Origin of the sequence: Streptomyces sp. SID3343, from assembly GCF_009865215.1 — a bacterium.
In the GTDB taxonomy this organism is placed as follows: domain Bacteria; phylum Actinomycetota; class Actinomycetes; order Streptomycetales; family Streptomycetaceae; genus Embleya.
In genome coordinates this window covers 1-25,350 of sequence record NZ_WWJX01000175.1, presented here as the reverse complement: position 1 = coordinate 25,350, position 25,350 = coordinate 1, and the positions used below count along the sequence as shown (strand labels likewise).

The window sequence follows — 25,350 nt, the reverse complement described above, 5'->3', positions numbered from 1 at the left end:
CGTCCGGGCGAGGTCTCGCGCGCCTCTGGCCTCGGCCAGTGCCGCCCCCCACGTGGACGCCCCGGCGCCCGGCCCGCGACTCCTCGTACCACCCGCACCCGGCCTCGCGCCTCCGCCCGGCCCGCCACTCACGCCCACCGCCACCCGCTCCCGCCCGAGCACCGGTTCCCACCACCGCGCCGCACGCCGCAACGCCGCCACGATCCGCGCCTCGCCGCCGACGCCCGCCGCCGCGAACACGACCACCTCGTCCTTGCCGTGAGCCACCACCCACCGCGCCGCCGGATCCGCCTCCAACACGCTCTCGACCAGGTCCGTGACCAGTCGCCCCGCCGCGCCGGACGGATCGCCGGCACCGTCCCCCGCCGCGCTGCACACGGTCGGCGTCACGGCCGCGTCGATCCCGGCCGCCGCCAACCGGGCCCGTATCACCTCCGGCGCGGCTCCGGACTCGACCTGATCCACCAACTCCCAGGCGTGCGCCCGCTCGACGCTCAGTCGCTCCGCCTGCCGCACCCCACCGAGCGCGAGCATCTCGGCCGCCTGGGTGACCACGGGATCGGCGGACCGATCGCCCGCGCACACCAGATACCCGGCCAACGCCGCCCGCCGTCCCAGCGGTAGCACCGTGTCCCCGCCGACGAGAACGGGCAACCGCTCCGCCGCGAGCGCGATCCGTGCCACCTCGCCCCCATCCGCCGACGCCCCCGCCATCGGACCGGCCGCGGCCGACACGCGCCCTGCCGGCGTCACCACCCGGCACGCCATCCCGAGTTCGCGCGCGAACATTTCCAACAGATCGCGGGTATCCGCACCCTCGGACACCGCCGCCACCAACCGTCGCTGCCACAGCAGCAGTTGCTCGGCTCCGAGCCGGTGGCCGCGCGCCACCCGGGCCGCCACCACGTCGGCCAGCCGGGCCGGCGACTCGGCGTCCGGCGCCAGGAACAACGGCAACCCGACCCGCCCGCACGCCGCGACCAGTTCCTGTGCCACGTCCCGAGCCACCAACGCCACCGCGCCGGCCGCGGCGACCGCCCGGACAAACCCTTCCCGATCGACTCCCTCGTGCCCCCAACCCTCCCGCAGGACCACGCACTCACCACCGAAGAGACGCAAGCCGAGCGGAGCCGAGCCGGTCGGGACCGAAGCGGTCGGCCCGGAACCGGTGGGTCCCGACGCGATCGGCCCCGACTCGGTCGACCCCGAACCGAGCGGCCCCGGACCGAGCAGCCCCCAAGCAGGTTCGGCAGGATCGGCTGCGCACACCCGGCGCACCTCACGCCCCAGCCCCGCGGCCCCGGCCAACAGGGCCAACCTCAGCTCGGGCATCCCCAACAGATCCTCGACCCGCACCGCCGTGCCCCCCACCGATCGCCCGTCACCGATTGCCCGTCACGCCCAGTCGATCGTATGAACACCCGCCGATCCGGACACGACGGTTCCGCCGGCTGAGCCGCAATCGGGCTGACATACCGTCACATCACGTGTACATCGCGACGATTTCCGCCGCCAACTCACGGGCGGCGTGCCGGGCTTCCGGCGGCGACAGGATCTCGACATGCGTACCGAACTGGAGGAGTTGGCGCACCCCGGTCAGGGCGGGATAGCCGACCTCGATCACGATCCACTCGGCGGCAGCGTCCTCGCCTTCCTCGCGCAGCACGATCCGCGCTCCGACGATCCGCACGAACATGTCCCACCGCGACCGCCGCACCCGAGCCCGGATCCGCACCTCGGCCGGCTGCTCCTCGACCGCGCGGCGCAACGCGGCCCATGCGTCCGCCAGTTCGACGCCCGCTCGGCGCTGTACCGAATCCTCGGAAACCGTCACCGCCGCGATCCGCTCGATCCGGTACAACCGCGGTACGCCGCGCCGATCGGCGACCAGGTACCACGTACCGGCCTTGGCCACGAGTCCGTACGGGTCGACCGTGTACGTCCGCACGGCTGTCGAGCCGCTGTGCCGATAGCGGATCCGCAGCCGGCGATCCGCGAACACCGCGTCCTGCAACGCCTCCACGTCCACGGGCGGGCGCGGCCCGGCCAACCAACGGTCGGGATCGATCAATACCCGCCTCGTCATCTGTTCCGCGGCCGGCCGGTGCGGCGCGGGCAACGCGACCATGACCTTGCGCAGGGCCGAGCCGAGTGCGCCGTCGAGCCCGAGCGCCGCGTGCGTGCCCTGCTCGGCGAGCACGAACAGGGCGCGAGCCTCGTCGGAGGTGAGCCCGGTGACGTCGGTACGAAACCCGGGCAGCAGCGAGATGCCACCGTGTCGACCCCGCTCGGCGTACACGGGCACACCCGCCGTGGACAGCGCCTCCACGTCGCGGTAGATGGTGCGCTTGGACACCTCCAGCCGCTCGGCCAACTCGGCCGCCGGCACCCGGCCGCGGGACTGGAGGAGCAGCAGGATCGAGAGCAACCGATCGGATTTCACACCCCAAGCATGCGCCCGGACTCGGCCGTACCGAACACCGACAACTACCTACGCGTGACCGATTCCGTCTGCCGCGCGCCTTTGTGAGATCCGCCAGTCGTCGCGGTCGCTGTCGTAGCCGAGCAGGTACCGACGCCGCCCGGCGGCCACGGCCACCGACGCCTCGACGGGGTGGCCGAGTTCGCGCGGCCGGTCGATGTCGCGACGAATGGTCCCGAGACCGCCCCGCAGTCGGACGGCCGGTTCACCGCCGGGCCGTTCACGCGGGGTCCGGAGCGAGGAGAGGAGGGACGGCAGGCGGGAGGAGATGGCACTCGTGGGGCCATGACGCCCCGGCATCGAGGTCGGTTTGCGTCCTGTACGGCCTCCTGTGCCGCCTCGCCTTTCGACCTCCCCCCAGGGGTCGATCGGGTCGACGCGACACGCATCCGTCCACCCGGGGCTCGCCCGCTACCGACCCACGCCCGTCGGGACGAGGACGCGCCACGTGTCCTCGTAGGGGATCTCGGTACCCGGGGTGTGGCCCGCCTCGATGTGGGCCAACAGGCTCGCCACGTAGAGGTTTTCGCCGTCCGGGCGCATCGGGCTGATCTTCGCGCCGGCGAACTTGCGGACGGTGCTCGCGTCCGCGTCGGTCCACAGGCGATCGGCGGCGAGGGCCAGGCGATCGAGGAGGTATCCGACGGTGGCGTGCGAGAACTGAAGGTCGGAGCCGGCGGGCGGCTCAAGCGTGGTGTGCGCGGTGAAGCCGCGAAGTTTGACGAGGGCGTCGGCCTCCGGGATCTCCTGTCCCTCGTCGGCGGGTTCCAGGCTTTCCAGGTAGTTCAGGCCGTTGCGGAGCCGCTGGGTGACACCCTGCTCGGTGCGTTCGGAGACGCAACGGCCGACGAGTTCGGCCCCGTTGAGGGCCAGGGACGCGGCGGCCAGATACTGACCGTGGTGAAGCAACAACCCGGCGGAGCCGACGAATTCGCGCAGCACACCCGCTGTGTACAGGTACTTGCACCCATACGCCGGTATCCCATGACGCGCGGCAACCGGCGCCCAGACCTCCGCCTCACCACGAGGCAGAACATGCCGAGCCCGCCGAATCGATGACTTCATGCCCACAGAACTACCGCCCCCGAAACCCCCGGACAACCCAATATCCGCCGGGTACCCTCGCCCCCGTCCCCCCGCGTACCGAAAGGCCACGTCGCGCGCACGGCACCCGCCACGCAGGCGCGGGCCCGGGCTGCCGTGGGCTCTTCGACCCAGTGCCGAGGCCGCGAGGCCGGACCCCCCACCACATCGCCGTAAAACCGCAGCCCACCCCACACACGCAACGGGTGGTGCGGGTGGGAACCACACCCAAGCCACCCACAACGAAACCGCAACCACCCCTCGCGCCCACCTCACACCACCGCGCGACCTCGCCCAAACCGCACGTCACCCCGGCCCCACTCACCCCGAAGGCGCTTCCCCGGCCCCCGCAACCCCCGCCGACGGCGGCGCCGCCACCCGACCCGGCACCAAGAGCAGCGCGATCACCGCCGCCACCGCAAGCAACACCCCCGCCGACCCGACCGCCACGCCGTACCCGTGCGCAAGCGCCCGAGCCCGATCCATCCCGCCGCCACCACCCGCGCCGACACCGTCACCACCCGAGGCCCCGTCTCCCGCAATCACCGAGGCCGACAGCGTCACCAGCGCAGCCAGGCCGATCGAACCGCCGATCTGCCGCGAGCTGTTGATCAGGCCGCCCGCCATGCCCGCCTCGCTCGCCGCAACGCCCGAGGTCGCGGCGGTGCCCAGTGGAACGATGCACAATCCGGTACCGATGCTCGCCACCAACGACGGCCCCAGGATCGAACCCAGGAACGTGCCGTCGGCCTCGAACGCGGCCCCGAACCACCCGAACCCGACCGCCGCAACCGCGCCGCCCGTAGCCAGCAGCCGCCCGAGACCGAACCTCTCGACCAGCCGGGTCGCGAGCACCGAGCCGATCACGACCCCGACGCTGAACGGCACGAACGCGGCGCCGGCCGCAGCCGGCCCGTACCCGAGCACCTGCTGGAGGTACAGCGACGTGAAGTAGAACGCCGCGAACTGGCCCGAGAACAGCAGCATCATGAACAGGTTGGCGCCGACCACCGGACGGTGCGTCAGCAACCGCATCCGCAACAGCGGTTCGGCCGTGCGCAGTTCCACGGCCACGAACGCCGCCGACAACACGGCCGCCGCAGCGAGCGTGAGCAGCGTCGTCCCGGACGCCCACCCGTTGTGCTCGGCCCGCACCACGCCCAGGACCAACGCCGAAGCGCCGGCCGTGACCAGGAGTGCGCCCGTCAGGTCCAGTCTCGGCGCCCGCCCGGGCGCGGGGTGGTCGGCAGGTACGCGCCACGCCACGGCCATCGCGAACGCCACGATCGGCACGTTGATCAGCATCACCGCCCGCCAACCCACCGACTCGGTCAACAGCCCGCCCACCAGTACCCCGACCGCGCCACCGGCGGCAGCCGTCGCTCCCCACAGCCCGAGTGCCCGCGCCCGTGCTGGCCCGATCGGAAACGTCACGGTGATCAGCGCGAAGGCGACCGGCGCGAGAGCCGCCGCGCCGACTCCCTGTACCGCGCGAGCCGCGATCAACGCACCCGGTGAGCGGGTGAAGCCGCCGGCCAAACCCGCCAGGCCGAACACGGCCAAGCCGGCGAAGAGCGTACGGCGCCGCCCGACGATGTCACCGATCCGGCCGCCGAGCATCAACAGACCGCCGAAGGTGAGCGCGTACGCGTTGACCACCCACGGCAACCCCTCGGCGGTGAAGCCGAGATCGTCGCCGATGTCGGGCAACGCGACGTTGACCACCGACATGTCCAGGGCCACGGTGAACTGCACGGTCAACACGACGATCAGCAACAGTCGGGTGGTCCGGGCCGAAGTCGTCTCCTCCACCGACCCTTCGGCCGGCGACCTGGGCGCCGAGGCGGTCGATGACGCGGTCACGCCGCCCCCATCCCCTCGACCCGCCGCGCGAGGCGCGTACCCGCCCGCAACCCGATCGACATCAGATCACTCGGCTCGTCCACCTCCAGGCGATGCCAACGCCCCCGCGGCACGATGTACACCGCACCGGGGCCCAGGACCACCGGCCCCTCGTCCGCGTCCGGGTCCGCCGCGTCGTCACCCGGCGCCCGCACGAACAGCCGTACGCCCCCGGCGAGTACGCACACCGCCTCCTCGGACTCGGGATGCATCTCCCAGTGATCCGCGTGTACGTCGGCGTCCGTCTCGACGTGGAACGCGGCCACGTGCCAACCGACGTCGGCATCGGCTCCGCTCATCCGCCGTTGCTCGGCCTGCACGAGGCCGCCCTCGCGCAGCCTGATGGCGGAGGTGAACAGGTCCGTGATGGTCATCGGGACTCCTTCGGTGCTGCGGCGAAGAGACATCCGGGCACGCCGAACAGGCCCACAGGAGCCTGATCGGCCCCGCCGGAACCACGTTGACGTACCCTGTACGTGAACAGCGCCAGTCGAACACGTACGTTGTACGTACGTCAAGGAGGATCGTGCCCGCGCCCCGAAAGTTCAGCCGGGAACAACTACGTGCCGCCGCTTTGGCCCTGGTCGACGAACACGGCCTGCCGGCCCTGACCATGCGCAGCCTCGCGGCGGCCCTCGGCACCGGCGCGATGACGATCTACAACTACGTGGACGGCCGCGAGGGCCTGGAGGCACTCCTCGTCGAGGCGGTGTACGCGGACGCCGATTTGCCGGCGCACGAGAAGGCCGACGATTGGCGCGAGGAGGTCCGCGCACTCGCCGAAGCGAACTGGCGCGCGGTCCGCGCCCACCCGGACGTGATCCCGCTGATCCTCACTCGCCGCATTTTGGACGAGCCCACCCTCGCCGGCGGCGAGGCCCTCCTGCGCGCCCTCGCCCGAAGCGGCCGCCGGGGCCGGGATCTCCTGGTCGCGTTTCGTACCGTGTCCGGCTTCCTGGCGGGCTTCGCCCAGGCCGAACTGGCAGGCCCCCTGTCGATCGCCCACGGCGAGGACCCCGAAGCGATCACCACGCGCGCCCGAGCCCTCCCCCCCGACCGCTTCCCCCACCTGATCGAGATCGCCACAGCCGCCGCCGAGAGCACCCCGGAGTCCGAATTCCACGCGGGCCTCGACATCATCCTCACCGGCCTGTCCCGCTCCTGACCGGACCGAATCAGAGCAGAACAGACAGAATCCGACCGAATTTCACCAGACCGCACCAAACACCCGTAAGTGGTGGCCGGGGCGTTGGAGCAGCCTGGCCCGACACGCAGTCGATGCCGTGACGCGTATCACGTTCGGACAGGATCGGCCCGACCGCGGCGCCGCTTCGAACAACCGCCCGGCAGTCGAGCCGCCGAGCCCCCGCCACACACCCGCCGAGCCCGACGCGATCCGGACCGACGACCTCGACCGGGGGGCACCGACCAGCCGATGCCCCCCGGCCGGGAGCCTCGGCGCGGGGGCCGTCGACCGGCGTCTTCGACGGGGGGCTTCGACCGGGGACGTCCGGTACAGAGCCGGTGGCGCCGCCGCCGACCGGGCTCCGGGCCCGCCCGCGCACCCCGGTGGGAATTACCGTCCGAGCTCGTCCGTTGTACGGGTCAGTCGGTGAGTGGGTGTCCCCGGGCCCAACCATTCGCCGCCGCGACATACCGTTCGGCTGGATTCGCGGTGTGCCATTCGCCGAGAGGTGATCCCGCCCACCGACCCGCATACGACGGCGCCGCCCGCTCCCCCCCAGGGCGGCGTCGTCCTTTCGTCAAGGCCCGTTTTGCGCGCTATTCGTGGGGCCCCTGCCGATTCGTTGTCGCAGCACACGGTAAGGTGGCCCTACCGAAGACACTTCGTACATCGGCTTCCATGTCGGTGTTGTTCTCGGTGAGCGACAACGCCGGACCGGTGCGAACCGTCCGGAGGCAGGCCCGGCACATGTCCGTGACCGCCATTCGTCCGCCGACCGATGATCAGTGCCATCCGTTCGACGCACCAGCCGCCCGAATGGCGGCGCTCGTCCGCCCTCGCCACCGAACTCGCAGCACTCCGGCGCGAGTTCGACCGTCGAGGACGGGTCACCTGCGCCATCCTCGATCCGACCACCCGCTGGGCGAGCGTGTCTCGACGAGTCACGGTCGACAGACGGATCGTCCGGGCCGGGTGTTCGTACACCCCGGAGCAGGGCGCGGCCGCGGTCGTGCTCGTCCCCCGTTCGCGGGCGGATCCCGAGCATGTGCTCGTCGTATCACCCGAGTTCGCCCCCGACTCCGACCTTGACCCCGCGACGGCCGAACTCCTGACGGCCGACAACCCCGGCACCCGGGAGCCCGCACGGCGCGAGCGCTGTCGTCGCCAACGCCGCATCCTCGGACGCCCGTCGACCCGAGACACCACGCAACACACCACGGCACAACCGCAGTACGAACGCATCACGCCACACGCACCACGCACCACCACGTGAGTACACAGCAGATCCGACAACAGAAAACAGGTTCCTGCCATGACCACCACCCGGCCCCACCATCGCCACGTCACCCACGCCGCCCACGGCGCCCCCACCGTCGCACACGCCATGCAGCCTGCCGAACTCCGGATAAGCGCGGACACCATGGTCGACAGGGCCCTCGACCTCATCCGAGCCGCGGACGCCGACCACGCGATACTCACCTCCGAGGACGGCCGCGGCGTCGGCGTGGTCAGGCGCGCCCAGCTCGCGCCCTACCTGATCCGCTCCTGGTACACCGAGCGCACGCCGATCCGCAACATCACCCACGACCGCACGCCCTTCGCCCGTCCCGCCATGTCGGCCGTCGCGGCCGCGGCGTCGATGCGTCTGCACGGGCTGCGAATCTGGGCCGTCGCGGACGCGGACGGCCGCGTCGTCGGCGTCCTCACCCCCGAGTCGCTGCGCGCCGTACTCGCCGACGCCCCCGCCGAACTCACCGCGGTGGCCTGACCATCGCGGGGTAGTCCACGTATCCGCGGGCGCCGCCTCCGTACACGTCTGCCACGGCCGGCGGGTGCAACGGAGCGCCCGCGGCGAACCGGGCGGGCAGGTCGGGATTGGTGATGAACAACCGGCCGAACGCCACGACATCGGCGAGCCCACCCGCCAACGCCCGCTCGGCGGTTGCCTCGTCGACCGGAACGGGCCCGTTGTAATTGCCGATCAGCGTGCCCGACCACCGCGGGCGCAGGTCCGCCAACGCGTCGTAGTCCCCCCGTTCCAGCACGTGCAGGTAGGCCAGGCCCAGCGGTTCGAGCGCGTCGACGAGTACCCGGTAGGTCTCCCGCGCGTCCGGCTCCGCGAGTTGGTTCTCCGGGTTGTCGGGCGAGATCCTCAGGCCCACGCGCTCGGCGCCGACCTCGGCGATCACCGCGCCGACGACCTCCAGCACGAAACGCAGCCGGTTCTCGCGCGAACCGCCGTAACGGTCGGTGCGCAGGTTGGTGTTCTCGGCCAGGAACTGGTGGATCAGGTAGCCGTTGGCGCCGTGCAGTTCGATGCCGTCGAAGCCCGCATCGATCGCCCGCCGCGCGCCCGCCGCGTAGGCGGCCACCACGTCGTCGATCTCCTCGACCGTGAGCGCGCGCGGGGTGACGTGGTCGAGCAGGCCGTCGCGGGTGTATATCGGCGCGTTCGTGATCCGCACCGGCGACGGTGCGGTGGGGGTCTCGCCGTCGAGCGTCACCGGGTGGGTCATCCGGCCGACGTGCCACAACTGGGCGAAGATCCGACCGCCGGCGGCGTGGACGGCGGCGGTGACCTCGCGCCACCCCGCTTCCTGCGCGTCGTCGGCCAAGCCGGGGATGCCCGGTCCCGACTTGCCGAGCGGGTGGATCGAGATGCCTTCCGTGATGATCAGCCCGGCGCCGGCACGCTGCGCGTAGTAGGTGGCCGCGAGCGGACTCGGTACGCCGGTGGCGTCGTCGGCTCGGCCCCGCGTCATCGGAGCCATCGCGATGCGGTTGGGCAGGTCGAGCGCGCCCCGGTGGTGCGGGCGCAGCAGCGGGCCGGTCGTGTCGGTGGTCGTCGTGGTGGTGGTGATCATGGTCTGTACCCGTCCTGGGAAGCGGCGATGGGGCGGAAGTGGGAGTGGGGTCGCGAGAAAGGGAGGAGCAAGAGCCGACACCTCCGCGCGGCGCAGGGCGTCGCAGGGCGTCGCGCCACGGCGGTGGCGTCACCCGGGGCGCCGGGCGCGCGGCTACGACCGATCGAGCGCGATGACCTCGACCTCGATCAGCCAGTCGGGCTGGGCGAGCGATGACACCTCCAGGAGCGTGTCCGCGGGGTAGGGCCGAGACAGGAACTCGGCCCGCAGCTTTATGACGTCGTCCAAATCCCGGGCCATGTCTCGCACGAAGATCCCGACCTTGACCACGTCCGCGAAGGTCGCGCCGGCCGCGGTCAGTACCCGCTCCACGTTGCGGAACGCCTGCCGACCCTGCTCCGCGAAGCCGCCCTCGACCGTGCGACCGCTTTCGTCGAAGCCGGCCTGCCCGGAGACGTAGACGAAGCCGCCGGCCTTGATCGCCTGCGAGATGTTGTAGGGCTCGTACCAGTCCGGCTCGGTCGCGACCTGCAGGATCGAGCCGGCGTCGGCAGCGGGGCTGTTGCTCATGACGATCACTCCAGAGGTTGTATGCACATACATTCTTTGCTTGTACATGCATAATCTGGCACTGCATGTAATCTGTTGTCAACAGTCGAAAGAGGTGGGCCGTGAACGCACAGCTCTGGGATGAGGTCGTCGTCCTGCATGCCCGGGTCGAGCACGAGCTCGGCAAGGCCCTACAGCGACGACACGGCATCGGCTTGTCCGAGTACCGTGCGCTCTCCCGGCTCGCCGTGGCACCCGACGGCGAGTTGCGCATGCAGGAACTCGCCGACTCCATCGGATTGAACCAGAGTTCGGTCAGCCGCCTCGCGGTCCGCCTCGAGGCGGACGGCCTGACCCGACGCGACCTGTGTCCCAAGGACCGCCGCGGCGTATACAGCGTGATCACCGACGACGGGCGGACCCGCCTGACCGAGGCGACCGCGACCTACGAGGACGCCCTCGACGCCGCCCTCGCGGCAGCCGCCTCGGACCCGCAACTCACAGCCTTGGCAACGGCTTTGGGCGCAAGGCAGGCAGTCCTCGCAGACTGACGGAAGTTGGTGGGCGTGCGCGAGGACGCCATCGACCGGCAACTGTTGCTCGCCCTGGCGATCACCATGGAAGCCCGACAGCGCGCCTGAGGGAAGCCAGACGTCGCGGATGGCCACGCCGCCTTCGACGGATGACTTCCCCTGCAACACATGCATCCGGCTCTGGTATTCACATCCGGCTCCGGCACCTATATCCCGCTCCGGCACCCGCGTCGCCGCGCCCGGCCTCGGCGTCGATCCGCGCCTGTGACGCGCCCTCCTCGCGCAGCTCGGCGAGATGCAACGGGGATCACCATCCCGAGCGGCCCACGCCCGCCCGCCGGCGTGGCCGACATGCCTACCCCCACTTCCCAGGCATCGCCCTCGGCCACACATCTATCAGAACACGTACGCTCGTGCCGCGGACGAACGTATGGGATACGATCACTTCAATGCTCCCATCGAGCCCCGCGAATCCCCGCCGAATCCCACTGACCCCCTCCGACCCCACCCCCTCCCCACGTCGACTCCGAGGCGGCGACATGAAGGAACCGAACGAGAACCAGACCCCGCGGGTCGGGCGTGGCCTGCCACCCGACACCCGTCGCCGCGCGGCCGAGTTGTACTGGGAGGCCTTCGGCCGCAAGCTCGGCGCCGCGCTGGGGCCCGATGCCGCCGGTACCGCGTTCATCGCCGAGCACCTCAACGAGGATCGGGCCATCGCCGCGACCGTGGCGGGCGAACTGGTCGGCGTGGCCGGTTACCGCTACGGCGGCCGGGCCTTCACCGGTGGTTCCGCGCGCGACGTCGTGCGCGCCTACGGCAAACTTCGCGCGTTGCCCCGCATCGCCCTGCTGGCACTGCTCGAACGCACGCCCTCGCCGCGCGAGTTGGTCATGGACGGCATCGCCGTCGACGCCGCGCAACGCGGGCGCGGCATCGGCAGCCTGCTGCTCGACGAGATCGCCGTCGTCGGCGCGGAGTTGGGCTGTACGCGCGTCCGGCTCGACGTGATCGACGTCAATCCGCGCGCCCGCGCGCTGTACGAGCGCCACGGCTTCGTCGCGACCAGGACCGAACACACGCCCTACCTGCGCTCGCTCATGGGCTTCGGCTCCGCGACGACGATGATCCGGCGGATCGTGCCGTGTGCCGCGCTCGGCCGCGGGTGAGCGCGACGGGGGACACCCGAGTGCGCTCGTATGCTCGGCCCATGCCCGAAATCGAACCTGTCGTGATCCCGACCCGCACGCTCGTCCACGCTCTCGTCGACCACGACGGCACGGTCGACACCGGCGAGTTGTACACGGTCGCGGGCACCTTGGGCATGACCGATCAGCAGGTGCGCCTGTGCGTCAAGCGCCTGGTCGCGGAGGGCGCCTTCACCCACGAAGGCCGTGGCCGCAAGGCTCTGTTGAGCGCCACGGACGCGACCCGCCGCGCGCTCGAACCCAACGTCGAGTTCGTCCGCTACGCGTACCGTCGGGACCACGGCCTCGAACCGTGGGACGGCGCGTGGCACCTGGTCGCGTTCGCGATCCCCGAATCGGCCCGGCCCGCCCGCGACGCGCTGCGCGACGCGATCCTGCGCCTGGGCGGTGCGGCGCTGCACGGCGGCCTGTACGTATCGGCCAACGACTGGAGCGGGCCGGTCGACGCGGAAGCCGCCCGCCTGGGTGTGCGCGATGCGGTCACCATGCTCACCAGTCGGGATCTGCGAACCGGCGCGATCGAGGACCCGGTCGCGCTGACCGCACGGCTGTGGCCCCTCGACGAGATCGCGGCACGGTACGAGCGCCTGAGCGCGATCGTCCGGCCGCGACTGGACCGGCTGACCTCCGCCGGGGCCGACGACCGCGGCGGCCCGATCGAGCCGCCGGACGCCGTCGAACTGCTCACCATCGGCGTCGAACTCGCCGTCGAATTCGGCCGGGCGATGGAGCCCGATCCGCTCCTGCCTTCGGAGTTGCTGCCGACCCCGTGGCCCGGCACCCGGGCCCGGGCCCTGGCGGCCCGCTGCTGGTCGGCCATCGCGGCACACGACACGACCGGAACCACGCGGCGCCTGTACCGCCGATACGAGGACCTCGCCATCCCCGACACCGCCGCCATCCCCTGACACCGCAGGCACCTCCCCGCCCCGAACGCAACCCTCGAACCACGCTCCCCGCTCCTCCCCGGCCCGACCCCGGCGGCCGCCCCGACCGGCCCCACCACGCGACCGTGAAAGCATCAAGGGTCCGGCGCATACACCGCGCATACACCGCAGGCGTGGGGAGTGACCGTGGAGGTCGAACAGTTCGCCGTGATCGTCGCGGAGCGCATGGGCAGTCCCCGGCGCAACGAACGCAGATCCCGCGCCGAACGCCTCTTCGACGCAGTCCGCGAACTCGTCGAGACCGGCGACCTCCTGGCCGACACCCGCCTGCCTTCCGAACGCACGCTCGGCACCGCACTCGGCCTCAGCCGCGGCACCGTGGCGTCCGCCTATCTGGCCCTCAGCCGAGTGGGCCTGATCGAACGCCGCCACGGCAGCGGATCGTACGTGCGCGCCGGCGGCCTGCCCACGTTCTCGCGGTGGCTGCGCGAGGGCGCGATCGTCGTCGACCTGGCCAAGTCCGTCGTGCCCGACGCCTCGCTCCTCCCGGATCTGCGGCTGCGCGTCGAGGATCTCCTCGACGCCCGTCCGCAGGACGGCTACGGCCCGACCGGCGATCCTCGCCTGCGCGAGCTGATCGCCGCCGGAGCCCTGCCGCCCGGCTTCGCGGCCGACGACGTCGTCGTGACGGCCGGCGCCCAGCAGGCCATCCACCTCGTGGCCGATGCGCTCCTGCGCCCCGGCGACCGGGTGTTGGTGGAGGAGACGACCTACCCCGGCATGCTCGCCGCCGTACGACGCTTCGGCGCCGAGGCGATCCCCGTAAGCGGCGATCGACACGGCTTCGACCCCGACGCCCTGCACGCGGCGATCCGCCGGCACCGCCCGGCCTACGTGTTCCTGCTCCCGCTCCACAACCCCACCGGCAACGTGCTGTCGGCGCGCCGTGCCCGCGCCATCGCCGACATCGCGGTCGCCGAGTCCGTGCTACTGGTGGAGGACCGTACGCTCGCCGACCTGGCCGAGGGGCCGGTCCCCTCGACGGCCGGGCGCGCACCCGGTCTCACGGTGTGCCTGGGGTCGCTGTCCAAGACCGTGTGGGGCGGACTGCGCGTGGGCTGGGTCGCCGCGCCCGCGCATGTGCGGCCCCTGGTTGCGGAGGCCAAACAACGTACCGACCTGGCCTGTTCGACCCTGGACCAGCAACTCGCCGTCCACATCCTGCGCGATCCCACCCACCGGGCCCGCGTCCGAGCCTGGTCCGACACCCTCGCCCGGCGCCGCGACCACTTCGCCGCCGCCCTCACCGAGCACCTGCCCGAGTGGGAGTGGACCCTGCCCCGCGGTGGCCTGTCCGTGTGGGTCCACCTCCCGAACACCGACGGCGAAGCCTTCGTGGCCACAGCCTTGCGCCACGGCGTCGCCGTCTCCCCGGGCGCCGTCTTCTCCCCCACCCGAAGCCCGGCCGGCAACCACATCCGCCTCACCTACGCGTGGCCGGAACCCGTCCTGACCCAGGCCACCGCCCTACTCGCCAAAGCCTGGGCCACGCACACCCCTTGACTCCACCGCCGACGCACGCAGGGCGTGGGCGCCGAGGGAGTCGAGGTGGCCGGGATCGGCATCCCGAGGTGCAGGGCCATGCGGTGACAGAGGGGCCGAACAGCAGGTCGAGCGCGACGTCGAGCCGCATGCGGCAAGGTCCGCCGGTCTCCCGCCGTCCACCTGACGGACGGTCACTAGTGGACCAATAGCAACCCGGCTAACGTGCCACTCACAAAGTGGCCCATCGACACGTCAGCCGATGACCCACTTCCGGCGCAAGAGCCCAGCGGCCCAGCACTCAGCACCCCTCACCCAACCCCCGCCCCACCAAACGGCAGGAGCAGTCGATGGCACTGACCGAAGCGGACTGGATCTGGATGGACGGCGCCCTCGCCCCCTGGCGAGAGGCGAAGGTCCACGTCCTCACCCACGCTCTCCACTACGGAACGGGCGTGATCGAAGGCACCCGCGCCCACGGCACCCCACGCGGGCCGGCCGTCTTCCGCCTCGACGACCATCTGCGCCGGCTCCGCGAGAGCGCGCACATCCTGGGCTTCGCGATTCCGTACGACAGCGCCGCCCTGCGCACCGCGACCCTCGACCTGATCGCGGCCAACGGCCACGAATCGTGCTACCTGCGACACGTCGCCCACCTCGGCTACGGCGAGATGGGCCCGATCATCCAACCCGCCGCGGACGTCGGTGTGTTCGTCGCCGGTTGGGAGTGGGGCGCGTACCTCGGCGCCGATGCCGCCGACCGCGGCATCCGGCTCGCCACCAGCTCCTGGCGACGCAACGACCCCAACGTGCTGCCGCCCGCCGCCAAGGCCACCGCCGGCTACCTCAACGCCGCGCTCGCCAAGACCGCCGCCGTCCGGGCCGGCTACGACGAGGCACTGTTGCTCTCCGGCGACGGCTATGTCAGCGAGTGCAGCGCCGCCAACGTCTTCGCGGTGCGCGGCGGCGTGCTGTACACACCGCCCGCCGCATCCGGCGCGCTGCGCGGGATCACCCAGGACACCGTGCTCACCCTCGCCGCCGACCTGGGCATCCCGGTTCGGGTGGAGAACCTGCTGCGCTCGGACCTGTACACCGCCGACGAGGTGCTGATCAGCGGCACCGCCGTGGACATCGTCCCGGTCGCCTCGCTCGACGATCGCGAGGTCGGCACCGGCTTGATCACCCGCAAACTCCAGGCGGCCTACGCCGCAGCCGTCACCGGCGCGGACGAACGCTACGCGCACTGGCTCACCTACGTACGACGCTGACGAGACCGACGACGCCGACAGCGGACCGACGCCGACGGCGGGCCGAACGGGTCCAAGTCATGGCGACACACCACCAAATAGCCTGATATGCCCATGATTATGTGTTTTTCCGGATATGTGTAGACCTGTCCTGCCGACACACTTCATGGGAGTAGAAAATGCGCATCCGTACCACGCTCGTCGCCCTTGCCGGCGCTGCCGCCTTCGCGTTCATCGGCGCCGGCTCGGCCCAGGCGTCCGAGAAGAGCGGCGTGGAGGTCGAGTACTTCTCCGCCGCCGGCGTCGTGATCTGCGACGGCCACCACGGCGGCGGACTGATCGCCGGTGCGATCAGCGCGGCCTCCGTCGACATCGACTGACCTACCCGCCCCCGCTGTCAGCGGCCCGCCCACCCCCCGGGGTGAGCGGGCCGCTTTCGTCGTCCCCGAACGATCCCTTGACCTTAAGTCGGCTTGAAGTTCTACGGTTGCCCGAACCGCCCGACCGCACCGATGGTGCACTGGGTACGACCGCATCGACGGCACTCGGGGAGAACCAAAATGGGTGGACAACCACTCGGTGCGCATGGATACTCGCACCGCGATCCGACCCCCCGCACGATCATGATCGCTCGGCACTACGGTCATGGGCAGGCAGGCGCGCGTCGGCCGGGTCCGGGCGCCCCGTTCGGGCCGCACGACGCGCCGAAACCCCGCGCGAGACTTGCGCCCGAAACCCGTACGGCGCCTCACGCAGGTCGGCTGTACTCGCCCGACCCGAGGAGGGTCACGTGCTGATTCGATTGCTCCGCGCACACCTGCGCCCGTACAAACGGCCGATCGCCGTCGTCGTGCTCCTGCAACTCGTGCAGACGCTCGCGACGCTGTACCTGCCGACTCTGAACGCCGACATCATCAACAACGGCGTGGTCAAGGGCGACACCGGATACATCCTGCGCGTCGGCGGGGTGATGATCGGGGTGACCCTGATTCAGATCCTGTGCGCCGCGACCGCGGTGTACTTCGGCGCGCGGATCGCGATGGGGTTGGGCCGCGACGTACGAGCCGCGGTGTTCAACCACGTGCAGACGTTCTCCGCCCGCGAAGTGGGCGAGTTCGGCGCGCCGTCGCTGATCACCCGCACCACCAACGACGTGCAGCAGGTCCAGATGCTGGTGCTGATCGCGTTCACCATGATGGTGTCGGCGCCGATCATGTGCTTCGGCGGCATTTTGATGGCGCTCAACCAGGACGTCCCCATGTCCTTGTTGTTCCTGGTGATCGTGCCGGTGCTCGCGTTCGTGCTCAGCCTGATCGTGCGGCGGATGCCGCCGCTGTTCCGGTCGCTCCAGGACCGCATCGACAACGTCAACCGCGTGATGCGCGAGCAGATCACCGGCATCCGGGTGATCCGCGCGTTCGGCCGCGACGGGCACGAGCAGGCCCGCTACGCGGACGCCAACGGCGAGATCCGCGACGTGTCGCTCTCGCTCGGCCGGTTGATGGCTTTCATGTTCCCCGCGGTCACGCTCGTGTGGGAGACCTCCGCCGTGGTGATCGTGTGGATCGGTGGCCACCGGGTGAGCGACGGGTCGATGGACATCGGCGCGCTCATCGCCTTCATGAGCTATCTGATGCAGATCCTGATGGCCGTCATGATGTCGACGTTCATGCTGCTCCTGGTGCCGCGCGCGGCGGTGTGCGCGGACCGCATCGTCGAGGTGCTCGACACCGAGACGAGCCTGACCGTGTCCGCCGCGCCGGTGACCCGACTGCACGCGCACGGCAGGCTCGAACTGCGCGGCGTCAGCTTCTGCTACCCCGGAGCCGAGGAGCCCGTGCTGCGCGCGATCGACCTGATCGCCCGCCCCGGCGAGACCACCGCCGTGATCGGCAGCACCGGCGCCGGCAAGACCACGCTGCTGAGCCTTGTGCCGCGCCTGCTCGACGTGACCGGCGGCTCGGTCCTGGTCGGCGGTGTGGACGTGCGCGAGATCGACGCCGCGCTGCTCTCGCGAACCGTCGGCCTGGTGCCGCAGAAGCCGTACCTGTTCTCCGGCACCGTCGCCTCCAACCTGCGCTACGGCAACCCGGACGCCACCGACGAGGAACTGTGGCGGGCGCTGGAGACGGCCCAGGCAAGGGAGTTCGTCGAAGCGCTCCCGCTCGGCCTGGCCGCGCCGATCGCCCAGGGCGGGGGCAACGTCTCCGGCGGGCAACGCCAACGGCTCGCCATCGCCCGGCTGTTGGTGGTGCGGCCGGAGATCTACCTGTTCGACGACTCGTTCTCCGCGCTCGACTACTCCACCGACGCGGCGCTGCGCGCGGCGCTCGTCGCCGAGACGGCGGACGCGACGGTGGTGATCGTCGCGCAGCGGGTGGCGACCATCCGGCACGCCGACCGGATCGTGGTACTCGACGAGGGTCGCGTGGTGGGCACCGGTACGCACACCGAACTGATGGTCGACAACGCCACCTACCGCGAGATCGTGCTGTCCCAGCTGACCGAGGAGGAGGCGGCGTGACGACCACCGACGAGAAGGGCGGGGCGAACGACCCTCGCGACCCCGCCGGGTCCACCGGCACCGGGCCCACCGGGTCCGCGCCCGCCGCCCCCACCGGTTCCTCCCGTACCGACCCGACCGGCCCCGTCGAGGCCAACACCCACGCCGACGCCGACGCCGACGCGCCCGAGCCCACCGACGGCCCCGCGCGTCGTCCGGGACCACCGATCGGCGGCGGCCCGGGCGCGCGCATGATGGGCGGCGCGCCGACCGAGAAGTCGATGCACTTCCGCGAGTCCAGCCGCCGGCTGATCGGCATGCTCACCCCCGATCGCCCGCGCGTGATCGCGTTGATGGTCGCCAGTGTCGGCAGCGTGGGCCTGGCGGTACTGACCCCCCTGCTGCTGGGCAAGGCCACCGACACCATCTTCCGCGGCATGATCGGTGACCGGGGCATCGACTTCGGCCACATCCGTGTACTGCTGGTCACGGTGCTCGCGGTGGTCGTCGGCTCGGCGTCGTTCTCGCTCGCCCAGGGTCGGTTGACCGCGTCGATCGTGCAGCGCATGACGTACCGGCTGCGCGAGGAGGCCGAGACCAAGTTGGCCCGGCTGCCGCTGGGTTACTTCGACAAGCAGCCGCGCGGCGAGGTGCTCTCGCGCACGACCAACGACATCGACAACGTCTCGCAGACGCTCCAGCAGGCGATGAGTCAGATCATTCGCTCGCTGCTGACCATCGTCGGCGTGCTCGTGATGATGTTCTGGATCTCCCCGCTGCTCGCCCTCGTGGCGCTGATCAGCGTGCCGGTCTCGGTGTTCGTCACCGTGCGGATCGGCAAGCGCGCGCAGCCGCAGTTCGTCAAGCAGTGGTCGACCACCGGCAAGCTCAATGCGCACATCGAGGAGATGTACACCGGCCACGCCCTGGTCAAGGTGTTCGGCCGGCAGCAGGAGTCCGCGGACATCTTCAACGAGCACAACGAGGCGCTGTACGCGGCCGGTTTCAAGGCCCAGTTCATCTCCGGCATCATCCAGCCGGCGATGACCTTCGTGGGCAACGTCAACTACGTGCTCGTCGCGGTGATCGGCGGCCTACGGGTGTCCTCGGGTGCGATGACACTCGGCGACATCCAGGCGTTCATCCAGTACTCGTACCAGTTCAACGGCCCGATCACGCAGGTCGCGTCGATGGCCAACCTGCTCCAGTCCGGCGTCGCCTCGGCGGAGCGGGTGTTCGGCCTGTTGGACGCCGCCGAGCAGTCCCCCGACCCGGAGCGGCCGGCGCGGATCGAGCAGGTCACCGGTCATGTCGCGTTCGAGGACGTCTCGTTCCGCTACGACCCGACCAAGCCGCTCATCGAGGGTCTGAACCTGGAGGTCCATCCCGGCCAGACGGTCGCGATCGTCGGCCCGACCGGCGCGGGCAAGACCACGCTGGTCAACCTGTTGATGCGCTTCTACGAGGTCACCGACGGCCGGATCACCGTAGACGGTGTGGACATCGCCACGATGACCCGCGAGGACCTGCGCGCGCCGATCGGCATGGTGCTGCAGGACACGTGGCTGATCGGCGGGACGATCGCCGACAACATCGCGTACGGCGTCGGGGACGTACCGCGCGAGCGGATCGTCGCGGCGGCCAAGGCCACCCACGCCGACCGCTTCGTGCGGACCCTCCCGGACGGCTACGACACCGTCCTCGACGACGAAGCCGGCAACCTGAGCGCCGGTGAGAAGCAACTGCTCACCATCGCACGGGCATTCCTGACCGAGCCGCAGATCCTCGTCCTCGACGAGGCGACCAGTTCGGTCGACACCCGCACCGAGGTGCTGATCCAAAAGGCGATGAACCACTTGCGCGAAGGCCGCACCAGCTTCGTGATCGCCCACCGCCTGTCCACGATCCGCGACGCGGACGTGATCCTGGTGATGGAGTCGGGCAGCATCGTGGAACAGGGCACGCACGACGAACTCCTGTCCGCCGAAGGCGCCTACGCCCGCCTGTACGCCTCCCAGTTCGCCCAACCGGTGGTGGAGGTCCAATAGATCCGCCGGACCCCTCGTCACGATCTCGGAGTCGGGGGCGGCGAAGCCCCTGCTTCCCGCCCTCGACTCCGGGATCGTTCTCGCGTACTCCCCGGTCTCCCGCCGCCCTCAGATGTCGAAGCCGTTCGCCAGGCGGGTGAGCGCCTCGTCCAGGTCCGCCGCCAGGTCGGCGTCCGGGTGGTCGGCCAGGGTGAGCAGGACCGCGGTCGCCGCGCCCAGGACCGCGCCGGCCAGTGTGCGCACCTCGGGGTCGTCGGGGGTGCGACCGGTACGGCGGGCGACCGCGGCCGCGAGCCAGATCGTGGCGCCGGCGAGCTGGTCCAGCATGGTCGAGCGCAGCTCGGGCACCGAGACCACCAGGGTCAGGCGCTGCCGGCGTTCGGCGAGGTCACCCTCCGCGAGGCCGGCGAAGATCGTGCCGAGCGCGGCGCGAATCGCGTGGATCGCGCGCACACCGGCCGGCTGCGCCTCGAACGCGTCGAGGAACAGCGGGTCGAGGTCGTCGTTGAGGACCAGATCGCGTTTCGCGGGGAAGAACCGGTACAGCGTGCTCTCGGAGACCTCGGCGGCCTCGGTGATCTGGTCGAGCGTGGTGGCCTCGTAGCCCTGCTCGTGGAACAGCCGCAGCGCGCAACTCTGGATCCGCGAGCGGGTCTTCGCCTTCTTGCGCTCGCGCCAACCCACGTCGGGGCCGGCGCCGGGAGCTTCACGCTGCTGGGGCATCGTCGTACCGTTCCTCGGTGTCCTGCGCGATCGCTTCGGTCCGCTTTCGGGTTGCCGGCAAGAATGCCAGGGCGAGCGCGAGGCCGGCCAACGCGATACCGCCGGAGACCACCAGCGCGACGTCCATGCCGTGCACGAAGGACTCGCGGACCGACGTACGCAGGGCCGGCGACGCGTATTCGGCCGCCACCGCCATCCCGTCGAACACGCCGGACCGTACCGCGTCGCCCGCCGAGTCCGGCACCGGCGCCGGCACGGCCACGTGTGCCCGGTAGCTCGTCAGCAGCACGCTGCCCAGTACCGCGGACCCGAACGGCCCGCCCACCTTGTTCACCGCCTGCAACACCGCCGCCCCCGCCCCGCTGCGCTCCGGGGACACCTCGGACAGCGCGGCGGACGCGGCGGTGGCCATCGCGAGCCCCATGCCCGCGCCGGTCAGCCCCATCCACACCGCGACGAACGCGGTATCGGAGTCCACCGAGGTCGCCGCGCCCAGGAACATCCCCGCCGCCAGCACCGCGAAGCCCACCGCCACCGCGTACTTCGCCCCGATCCGCCGCGCCACCCGGTCGGCGGGCAACGCGCCGATCACGAGGCCGCCGATCAGCGGCAGCAGCCGTACCCCGGAACCCATCGCGTCCGTGTCGCGCACCGCCTGGAAGTACTGCGGCATGGTGAACAAGACGCCGATGTTGGCGAACACCACGACGCCGACCAGGATCACGCCCCACGAGTAGGACGCCGACCGGAACAGCGACAGGTCGAGCAACGGCCGGCCGCCGCGGCGCTCGGCGATCACATACTCGAAGCGGCAGAACGCGACCAGTACCGCGAGCCCGCCCACGATCACCGCCCACGCGCGCGGGTCCGTCCAGCCGTAACGACCGGCCTCGATCAGCCCGTACGTGACGCCCACCAGTCCAACCGTCGACAGCGCGACCCCGATCGGGTCGAGCCGCGGGCGTTGTGCCGAGCGCGACTCGGGCACCAGTGCGAGCACGACCACCGTGCCGAGCACCGCGATCGGCACGTTGATCAGGAACACCCAGCCCCACCAGTGGTGCGTCAACACCCACCCGCCGAGCAACGGACCGATCGGCAACGCCAGGAAGTTCGCGGCCGACCAGATGCCGACCGCGCGCGGGCGCTCCTCCTCGGAGAACAGCACGGTCAGCGCGGACAACGCCATCACGATGATCCCGGCGCCGCCCAGACCCAGGACCGAGCGCGCCGCGATGAACTGCGCCGGTGACGTGGCGTACGCGCACGCCGCCGAGGACAGCGCGAACAGCGATAACGCGCCGACCAGGACGCGGCGCCGCCCGTACCGGTCGCCCAGCAAACCGGCCGGGAGCATCGCGGCGGCGAGGAAGAGCAGGTAGGAGGACGAGAACCACTGGAGATCCGATTCGGTGGCGTCGAGCGATCCGGCCAGTTCGGGCAGGGCCACGCTCAGCACCGTGCCGTCGAGGCCGACGGCGACCATCGCCAGGCTCAGGGCGGCCAGGGCCCACCAGTTGCGGTTGCTTCCGAAAGCAGCAGGCATGAATGTATCCCCCAAAAGAAGACTGTCTTCTTTTGGAGGCTACCTCTTTCTTGGGGGTCCGTCAGCCCTTTGTCGACTCCACCCGCCGCGCCACCGCCGAGCGCCCCGACCCCGAACCCGGCCCCGAGCCCGAGCCCGACAACGCCAGACCGACGACGAGCTGCCCGACCGCCGTGACGACCAACGCGCCCATCGGCACCGCCCACCCGCCGGTGGCGCTGTGCAGGATGCCGATCGCGAACGGTCCGGTGGCCGCGACCGCGTAGCCGAGCGACTGGGCGAGGGTGGACAGCGCGGTGGTCTCCGCAGGGCTCGTGCCGCTGCTTCCGATCACCGACAGCACCAGCGGGAACGAGCACAACCCGAGGCCGACCGCCGCGGTCCACAGGATCGGCACCGCGACCGGCGCGACGAGCAGTCCGGTGAAGCCGATCAACATGCTCACCGAGACGACCGTGAAGGCGGGCCGCAGCCGCCCGGTGGAGCGCACGAACCACAGCAGCGCGAAGGTCGCGGGGATGCCCGCGCCCTGCGTGATCGCCAGCATCGCGCCCGCGCCGCCGTCGCTCATGCCCTCGTCCGAGAGCAGCGTCGGCAGCCAACCGACCAGCGCATAGCAATTGAGCGCCTGGAGCGCGAAGTACACGGTGACCAGCCGACCGAGCCGGGTCCTCGCCATGACCCACGGCGACACATAGGCCGCGGGCACGCCGGACGCCCCGGTCGCCGTCAGCGCGCGTGGAGCCCTGACGAGCGACCACACGAGCAACGCCGCGACCGCGGGCAGCGCCCACACTGCGAGGCCGACCGACGGCGAGCCGAGCCCGTCGGCCAGCGGCACCGCCGCGGCGGCGGCAAGCGTCGCGCCCAACGCCATCACCGTCGTGTAGATGCCGGTCATCACCGACACGCGCGCCGGGAAGTGGGCCCGAAGCAGCGCGGGCAGCAGCACGTTGCCCACCGCCAGGCCCGACATGCCCAGGACCGTTCCGGTCAGCAACGCCCAGGTCTCGGGAACCACCCGGAGGCCGAGCCCCAGCCCGAGCGCGACCAGGGCCACCCACACGGCCCGCTCGGTGCCCAGCCGACGCGACAGCGGCGCGGCCGTCAGACCCGCGACCGCGAAGCACAACGTCGGCAGGGTCGGCAGCAACGACGCGGTCACCGAACCGAAACCCATCGAGTCGCGCAGCGTGTCGAGCAGCGCGGCCGCACTGCTGATGCCGAGCCGAAGGTTGAACGCGATCAGGATGATGCCCACCCCCGCGAGCCACCCGGCGCGAGTCCGTGCGGCGGGGTCGACGGGCTGCGCCGGACGGGTGGTGATGGGGGTCGTCGTCATGCCAGCAAAGGTAAGACGTCTGATGAATCCTGTCCAGGTGACGTCCAATCATCAGACGTTTACGGAGGTAGGCTGGGGATCCGCGATCCTTGCCGGTCGCCTCGTTGTCCCTTCGGTCCCCTCGTTTTCCTTTCGGTCACCTCGTTTTCCCTTGCGGCCGCTCGATTTCCCTCGGGTCGCCCGGGCTTCCCCTCGGTCGCAACGTCAGTCGGCAGTCAGGTCGGCAGGTCAGGAGCCTCGATGAGCCTCGAACACGCGGGCCTCGACGAACACACGGACCCCCCACCGACGGGCGCCGCATCGACGAGCGCCGCACGGACCGACACCGGGAGCGCGAGCCCCACGCCGACCGACTCGTCGGAATCCGAGAGCCTGCGCTCGGTGCGTCGTCCCGCGCTCTCCGCCGAGGTCATCGCGCGACTGCGCGAGCGGATCACGTCCGGCGACTGGCCCGTCGGCAGCCGCATCCCGCCCGAGCCCGAACTGATGAGCCGCCTCCAGGTCGCCCGCGGCACGCTGCGCGAGGCGATCCGCGCCCTCGCGCACGCCGGCCTGCTCGACGTCCGCCAGGGCGACGGCACCTACGTGCGCGCCACGAGCGAACTCTCCGGCGCGGTGGAGCGGTTGTACGGTGGCGCCGGCATCGGCCACGTGCTCGAAGTCCGCGAGGCGCTGGACGTACAGGCCGCCCGGCTCGCGGCGGTCCGCGCCGAGCCGGCCGACCTGGCGGTGCTCGACGAGGCGCTGCGGCGCCGACGCGTGGCGTGGGACGCGCGCGACTTCGACGCGTGGATCGAGGCCGACTGGGACTTCCACCGCGGCGTCGCCGACGCGACGCACAATCCGCTGCTCGCCGAGCTGTACCGCAACCTCGCCGGCCCCCTGCGCGCGTCGGTCGCCAACTCGTGGACCGACCCCGACTACCAGGGCGCTCATCCGGCCGGTCACGAGGACCTGGTGCGGGCCCTGCGCGACAGCGATCCCGCCGCGGCGGCCCGGCAGGCCGGCGAGAACCTGACGGACACGCAGGAGTGGCACGCGGCGCGGTCGAAAACCTGACGGCAGAACCCGCGCCCGCCCGCCTAGGCTCGATCGACATGACGTCCGAAGAAGACCTGCCGCCCCACATCGACGAGCACCACATCGACGAACACCCCATCGGCGAGCACCCCGTCGATCGGCGCCGCCCGGACCAGCCGCGCATCGACCCGCTCGGTTCACTGGCCACCGGGCAACGGTCGCTGGGTGATCCGGCGATCGCCTACCCGCTGTGGCCTCCGCTGGTCCGAGGGTGCCCGCGCACGGGCACGGACGAGACGGACTACCCGGTCGAGGTCGACTACGCCTACGCCGACGTGCCGCCCGACCTGTTCGAGCGCCGCACGCCGCGCGGCGGTCTGGAACGCTGGGCGCCGTTGCTGCCGCCGCTGCACGCGCCCGGGCTCGGTGAGGGCAACACGCCGCTGGTGGACCTCGGCGCCGGTGTCTTCGTCAAGGACGAGTCGCGCAACCCGACCTGGAGCCACAAGGACCGGATCAACCGCTGCACGGTGAGCGCCGCCGCAGCCATCGGGGCGCCCGGCGTGGTGGTGTCGTCCTCGGGCAACCACGGCGCGTCGGCGGCGGCGTTCGCGGCCCGCGCGGGACTGCCGTGCGTCGTGTTCGCCTCCGCCGGCGGGCCGCCCGCGGTGGACTCGTTCCT

Annotated in this window: 22 protein-coding genes and 2 pseudogenes; 13 read left to right on the top strand and 11 right to left on the bottom strand. The window is 71.2% G+C overall.

Annotation, left to right across the window (positions count from 1 at the left end; genetic code table 11):
- The 6 genes and pseudogenes from GT354_RS06165 to GT354_RS06140 all read right to left on the bottom strand — a co-directional run.
- Nucleotides 1-1,332 (bottom strand): annotated as a pseudogene (locus GT354_RS06165) (hypothetical protein); the annotation flags it as partial.
- Nucleotides 1,333-1,483: 151 nt separating this feature from the next.
- Complete coding sequence (locus GT354_RS06160) at nt 1,484-2,443, bottom strand: WYL domain-containing protein (RefSeq protein WP_161355158.1); 960 nt, start codon at nt 2,441-2,443, stop codon at nt 1,484-1,486.
- Between the two features lie 153 nt (nt 2,444-2,596).
- A pseudogene (locus tag GT354_RS53550) lies at nt 2,597-2,782 on the bottom strand (transcriptional regulator); the annotation flags it as partial.
- 111 nt (nt 2,783-2,893) lie between these two features.
- On the bottom strand, nt 2,894-3,424 hold the full coding sequence (locus GT354_RS06150; RefSeq protein WP_161355156.1) for a hypothetical protein: 531 nt from the start codon (nt 3,422-3,424) through the stop codon (nt 2,894-2,896).
- A gap of 462 nt (nt 3,425-3,886) precedes the next feature.
- The gene (locus GT354_RS06145; protein ID WP_161355162.1) at nt 3,887-5,377 is read right to left on the bottom strand and encodes an MFS transporter; all 1,491 of its coding nucleotides are present in this window, start codon (nt 5,375-5,377) and stop codon (nt 3,887-3,889) included.
- Between the two features lie 47 nt (nt 5,378-5,424).
- Complete coding sequence (locus GT354_RS06140) at nt 5,425-5,841, bottom strand: cupin domain-containing protein (protein ID WP_161355155.1); 417 nt, start codon at nt 5,839-5,841, stop codon at nt 5,425-5,427.
- 152 nt (nt 5,842-5,993) lie between these two features.
- Here GT354_RS06140 and GT354_RS06135 point away from each other — a divergent pair, with 152 nt between their 5' ends.
- The 3 genes from GT354_RS06135 to GT354_RS06125 all read left to right on the top strand — a co-directional run bounded on the left by GT354_RS06135 (nt 5,994) and on the right by GT354_RS06125 (nt 8,421).
- Nucleotides 5,994-6,632 (top strand): TetR/AcrR family transcriptional regulator C-terminal domain-containing protein, encoded by a 639-nt coding sequence (locus GT354_RS06135; RefSeq protein ID WP_161355154.1) that lies wholly within the window; start codon nt 5,994-5,996, stop codon nt 6,630-6,632.
- A 799-nt stretch (nt 6,633-7,431) separates the two neighbouring features.
- On the top strand, nt 7,432-7,926 hold the full coding sequence (locus GT354_RS06130) for a DUF5994 family protein (protein ID WP_161355153.1): 495 nt from the start codon (nt 7,432-7,434) through the stop codon (nt 7,924-7,926).
- 39 nt (nt 7,927-7,965) lie between these two features.
- On the top strand, nt 7,966-8,421 hold the full coding sequence (locus GT354_RS06125; protein WP_161355152.1) for a CBS domain-containing protein: 456 nt from the start codon (nt 7,966-7,968) through the stop codon (nt 8,419-8,421).
- On the opposite strand, the gene GT354_RS06120 is transcribed toward GT354_RS06125, so the two are convergent.
- Nucleotides 8,405-9,517, bottom strand: a complete 1,113-nt coding sequence (locus GT354_RS06120) for an alkene reductase (protein ID WP_161355151.1) — start codon at nt 9,515-9,517, stop codon at nt 8,405-8,407. The two genes, GT354_RS06125 and GT354_RS06120, sit on opposite strands and share 17 nt — an antisense overlap.
- 153 nt (nt 9,518-9,670) lie before the next feature.
- Complete coding sequence (locus GT354_RS06115; protein ID WP_161355150.1) at nt 9,671-10,087, bottom strand: RidA family protein; 417 nt, start codon at nt 10,085-10,087, stop codon at nt 9,671-9,673.
- Between the two features lie 101 nt (nt 10,088-10,188).
- Between GT354_RS06115 and GT354_RS06110 the strand changes: the two genes are divergently transcribed.
- The 8 genes from GT354_RS06110 to GT354_RS06075 all read left to right on the top strand — a co-directional run bounded on the left by GT354_RS06110 (nt 10,189) and on the right by GT354_RS06075 (nt 20,037).
- Nucleotides 10,189-10,617 carry a MarR family transcriptional regulator gene (locus GT354_RS06110; protein WP_161355149.1) on the top strand — a complete coding sequence of 143 codons (429 nt, stop codon included), beginning with the start codon at nt 10,189-10,191 and terminating at the stop codon, nt 10,615-10,617.
- 521 nt (nt 10,618-11,138) lie between these two features.
- Nucleotides 11,139-11,768 carry a GNAT family N-acetyltransferase gene (locus GT354_RS06105; protein ID WP_161355148.1) on the top strand — a complete coding sequence of 210 codons (630 nt, stop codon included), beginning with the start codon at nt 11,139-11,141 and terminating at the stop codon, nt 11,766-11,768.
- 41 nt (nt 11,769-11,809) lie between these two features.
- Complete coding sequence (locus GT354_RS06100) at nt 11,810-12,715, top strand: PaaX family transcriptional regulator C-terminal domain-containing protein (protein WP_161355147.1); 906 nt, start codon at nt 11,810-11,812, stop codon at nt 12,713-12,715.
- Nucleotides 12,716-12,880: 165 nt separating this feature from the next.
- On the top strand, nt 12,881-14,257 hold the full coding sequence (locus GT354_RS06095) for a PLP-dependent aminotransferase family protein (RefSeq protein WP_202511552.1): 1,377 nt from the start codon (nt 12,881-12,883) through the stop codon (nt 14,255-14,257).
- Between the two features lie 329 nt (nt 14,258-14,586).
- Nucleotides 14,587-15,507 (top strand): branched-chain amino acid transaminase, encoded by a 921-nt coding sequence (locus GT354_RS06090; RefSeq protein ID WP_161355146.1) that lies wholly within the window; start codon nt 14,587-14,589, stop codon nt 15,505-15,507.
- A gap of 158 nt (nt 15,508-15,665) precedes the next feature.
- Nucleotides 15,666-15,866: a hypothetical protein gene (locus tag GT354_RS06085; protein WP_161355145.1), complete on the top strand. Its 201-nt coding sequence runs from the start codon at nt 15,666-15,668 to the stop codon at nt 15,864-15,866.
- Between the two features lie 410 nt (nt 15,867-16,276).
- On the top strand, nt 16,277-18,010 hold the full coding sequence (locus tag GT354_RS06080; RefSeq protein WP_161355144.1) for an ABC transporter ATP-binding protein: 1,734 nt from the start codon (nt 16,277-16,279) through the stop codon (nt 18,008-18,010).
- A gap of 233 nt (nt 18,011-18,243) precedes the next feature.
- Nucleotides 18,244-20,037: an ABC transporter ATP-binding protein gene (locus GT354_RS06075; protein ID WP_161355160.1), complete on the top strand. Its 1,794-nt coding sequence runs from the start codon at nt 18,244-18,246 to the stop codon at nt 20,035-20,037.
- 108 nt (nt 20,038-20,145) lie between these two features.
- Here the strand turns inward: GT354_RS06075 and GT354_RS06070 are convergent, their stop codons facing one another.
- The 3 genes from GT354_RS06070 to GT354_RS06060 all read right to left on the bottom strand — a co-directional run bounded on the left by GT354_RS06070 (nt 20,146) and on the right by GT354_RS06060 (nt 23,648).
- Nucleotides 20,146-20,760, bottom strand: coding sequence for a TetR family transcriptional regulator (locus tag GT354_RS06070; RefSeq protein ID WP_161355143.1), 615 nt, complete (start codon nt 20,758-20,760; stop codon nt 20,146-20,148).
- Nucleotides 20,744-22,306: a DHA2 family efflux MFS transporter permease subunit gene (locus GT354_RS06065; RefSeq protein ID WP_161355142.1), complete on the bottom strand. Its 1,563-nt coding sequence runs from the start codon at nt 22,304-22,306 to the stop codon at nt 20,744-20,746. The genes GT354_RS06070 and GT354_RS06065 overlap by 17 nt, the downstream gene beginning before the upstream one ends.
- 61 nt (nt 22,307-22,367) lie before the next feature.
- Complete coding sequence (locus GT354_RS06060) at nt 22,368-23,648, bottom strand: MFS transporter (protein WP_161355141.1); 1,281 nt, start codon at nt 23,646-23,648, stop codon at nt 22,368-22,370.
- A 240-nt stretch (nt 23,649-23,888) separates the two neighbouring features.
- On the opposite strand from GT354_RS06060, the gene GT354_RS06055 reads away from it, so the two are divergent.
- Together GT354_RS06055 and GT354_RS06050 are read left to right on the top strand one after the other, a co-directional pair.
- A complete protein-coding gene (locus GT354_RS06055) occupies nt 23,889-24,707 on the top strand; it encodes a FadR/GntR family transcriptional regulator (RefSeq protein ID WP_161355140.1) in 819 nt (272 codons plus the stop codon).
- 221 nt (nt 24,708-24,928) lie between these two features.
- Nucleotides 24,929-25,350, top strand: a 422-nt coding sequence (locus tag GT354_RS06050; protein WP_237534425.1) for a pyridoxal-phosphate dependent enzyme, incomplete at its 3' end; no start/stop codon positions are given.

Excerpts from the sequence above, each read along its gene's own strand:
- GT354_RS06120 (WP_161355151.1), bottom strand. The coding sequence starts at position 9,517 with ATGATCACCACCACCACGACGACCACCGACACGACCGGCCCGCTGCTG.
- GT354_RS06055 (WP_161355140.1), top strand. The coding sequence starts at position 23,889 with ATGAGCCTCGAACACGCGGGCCTCGACGAACACACGGACCCCCCACCG.
- GT354_RS06090 (WP_161355146.1), top strand. The coding sequence starts at position 14,587 with ATGGCACTGACCGAAGCGGACTGGATCTGGATGGACGGCGCCCTCGCC.
- GT354_RS06075 (WP_161355160.1), top strand. The coding sequence starts at position 18,244 with ATGGGCGGCGCGCCGACCGAGAAGTCGATGCACTTCCGCGAGTCCAGC.
- GT354_RS06085 (WP_161355145.1), top strand. The coding sequence starts at position 15,666 with ATGCGCATCCGTACCACGCTCGTCGCCCTTGCCGGCGCTGCCGCCTTC.
- GT354_RS06130 (WP_161355153.1), top strand. The coding sequence starts at position 7,432 with ATGATCAGTGCCATCCGTTCGACGCACCAGCCGCCCGAATGGCGGCGC.
- GT354_RS06105 (WP_161355148.1), top strand. The coding sequence starts at position 11,139 with ATGAAGGAACCGAACGAGAACCAGACCCCGCGGGTCGGGCGTGGCCTG.
- GT354_RS06125 (WP_161355152.1), top strand. The coding sequence starts at position 7,966 with ATGACCACCACCCGGCCCCACCATCGCCACGTCACCCACGCCGCCCAC.
- GT354_RS06140 (WP_161355155.1), bottom strand. The coding sequence starts at position 5,841 with ATGACCATCACGGACCTGTTCACCTCCGCCATCAGGCTGCGCGAGGGC.
- GT354_RS06115 (WP_161355150.1), bottom strand. The coding sequence starts at position 10,087 with ATGAGCAACAGCCCCGCTGCCGACGCCGGCTCGATCCTGCAGGTCGCG.
- GT354_RS06060 (WP_161355141.1), bottom strand. The coding sequence starts at position 23,648 with ATGACGACGACCCCCATCACCACCCGTCCGGCGCAGCCCGTCGACCCC.
- GT354_RS06070 (WP_161355143.1), bottom strand. The coding sequence starts at position 20,760 with ATGCCCCAGCAGCGTGAAGCTCCCGGCGCCGGCCCCGACGTGGGTTGG.
- GT354_RS06100 (WP_161355147.1), top strand. The coding sequence starts at position 11,810 with ATGCCCGAAATCGAACCTGTCGTGATCCCGACCCGCACGCTCGTCCAC.
- GT354_RS06065 (WP_161355142.1), bottom strand. The coding sequence starts at position 22,306 with ATGCCTGCTGCTTTCGGAAGCAACCGCAACTGGTGGGCCCTGGCCGCC.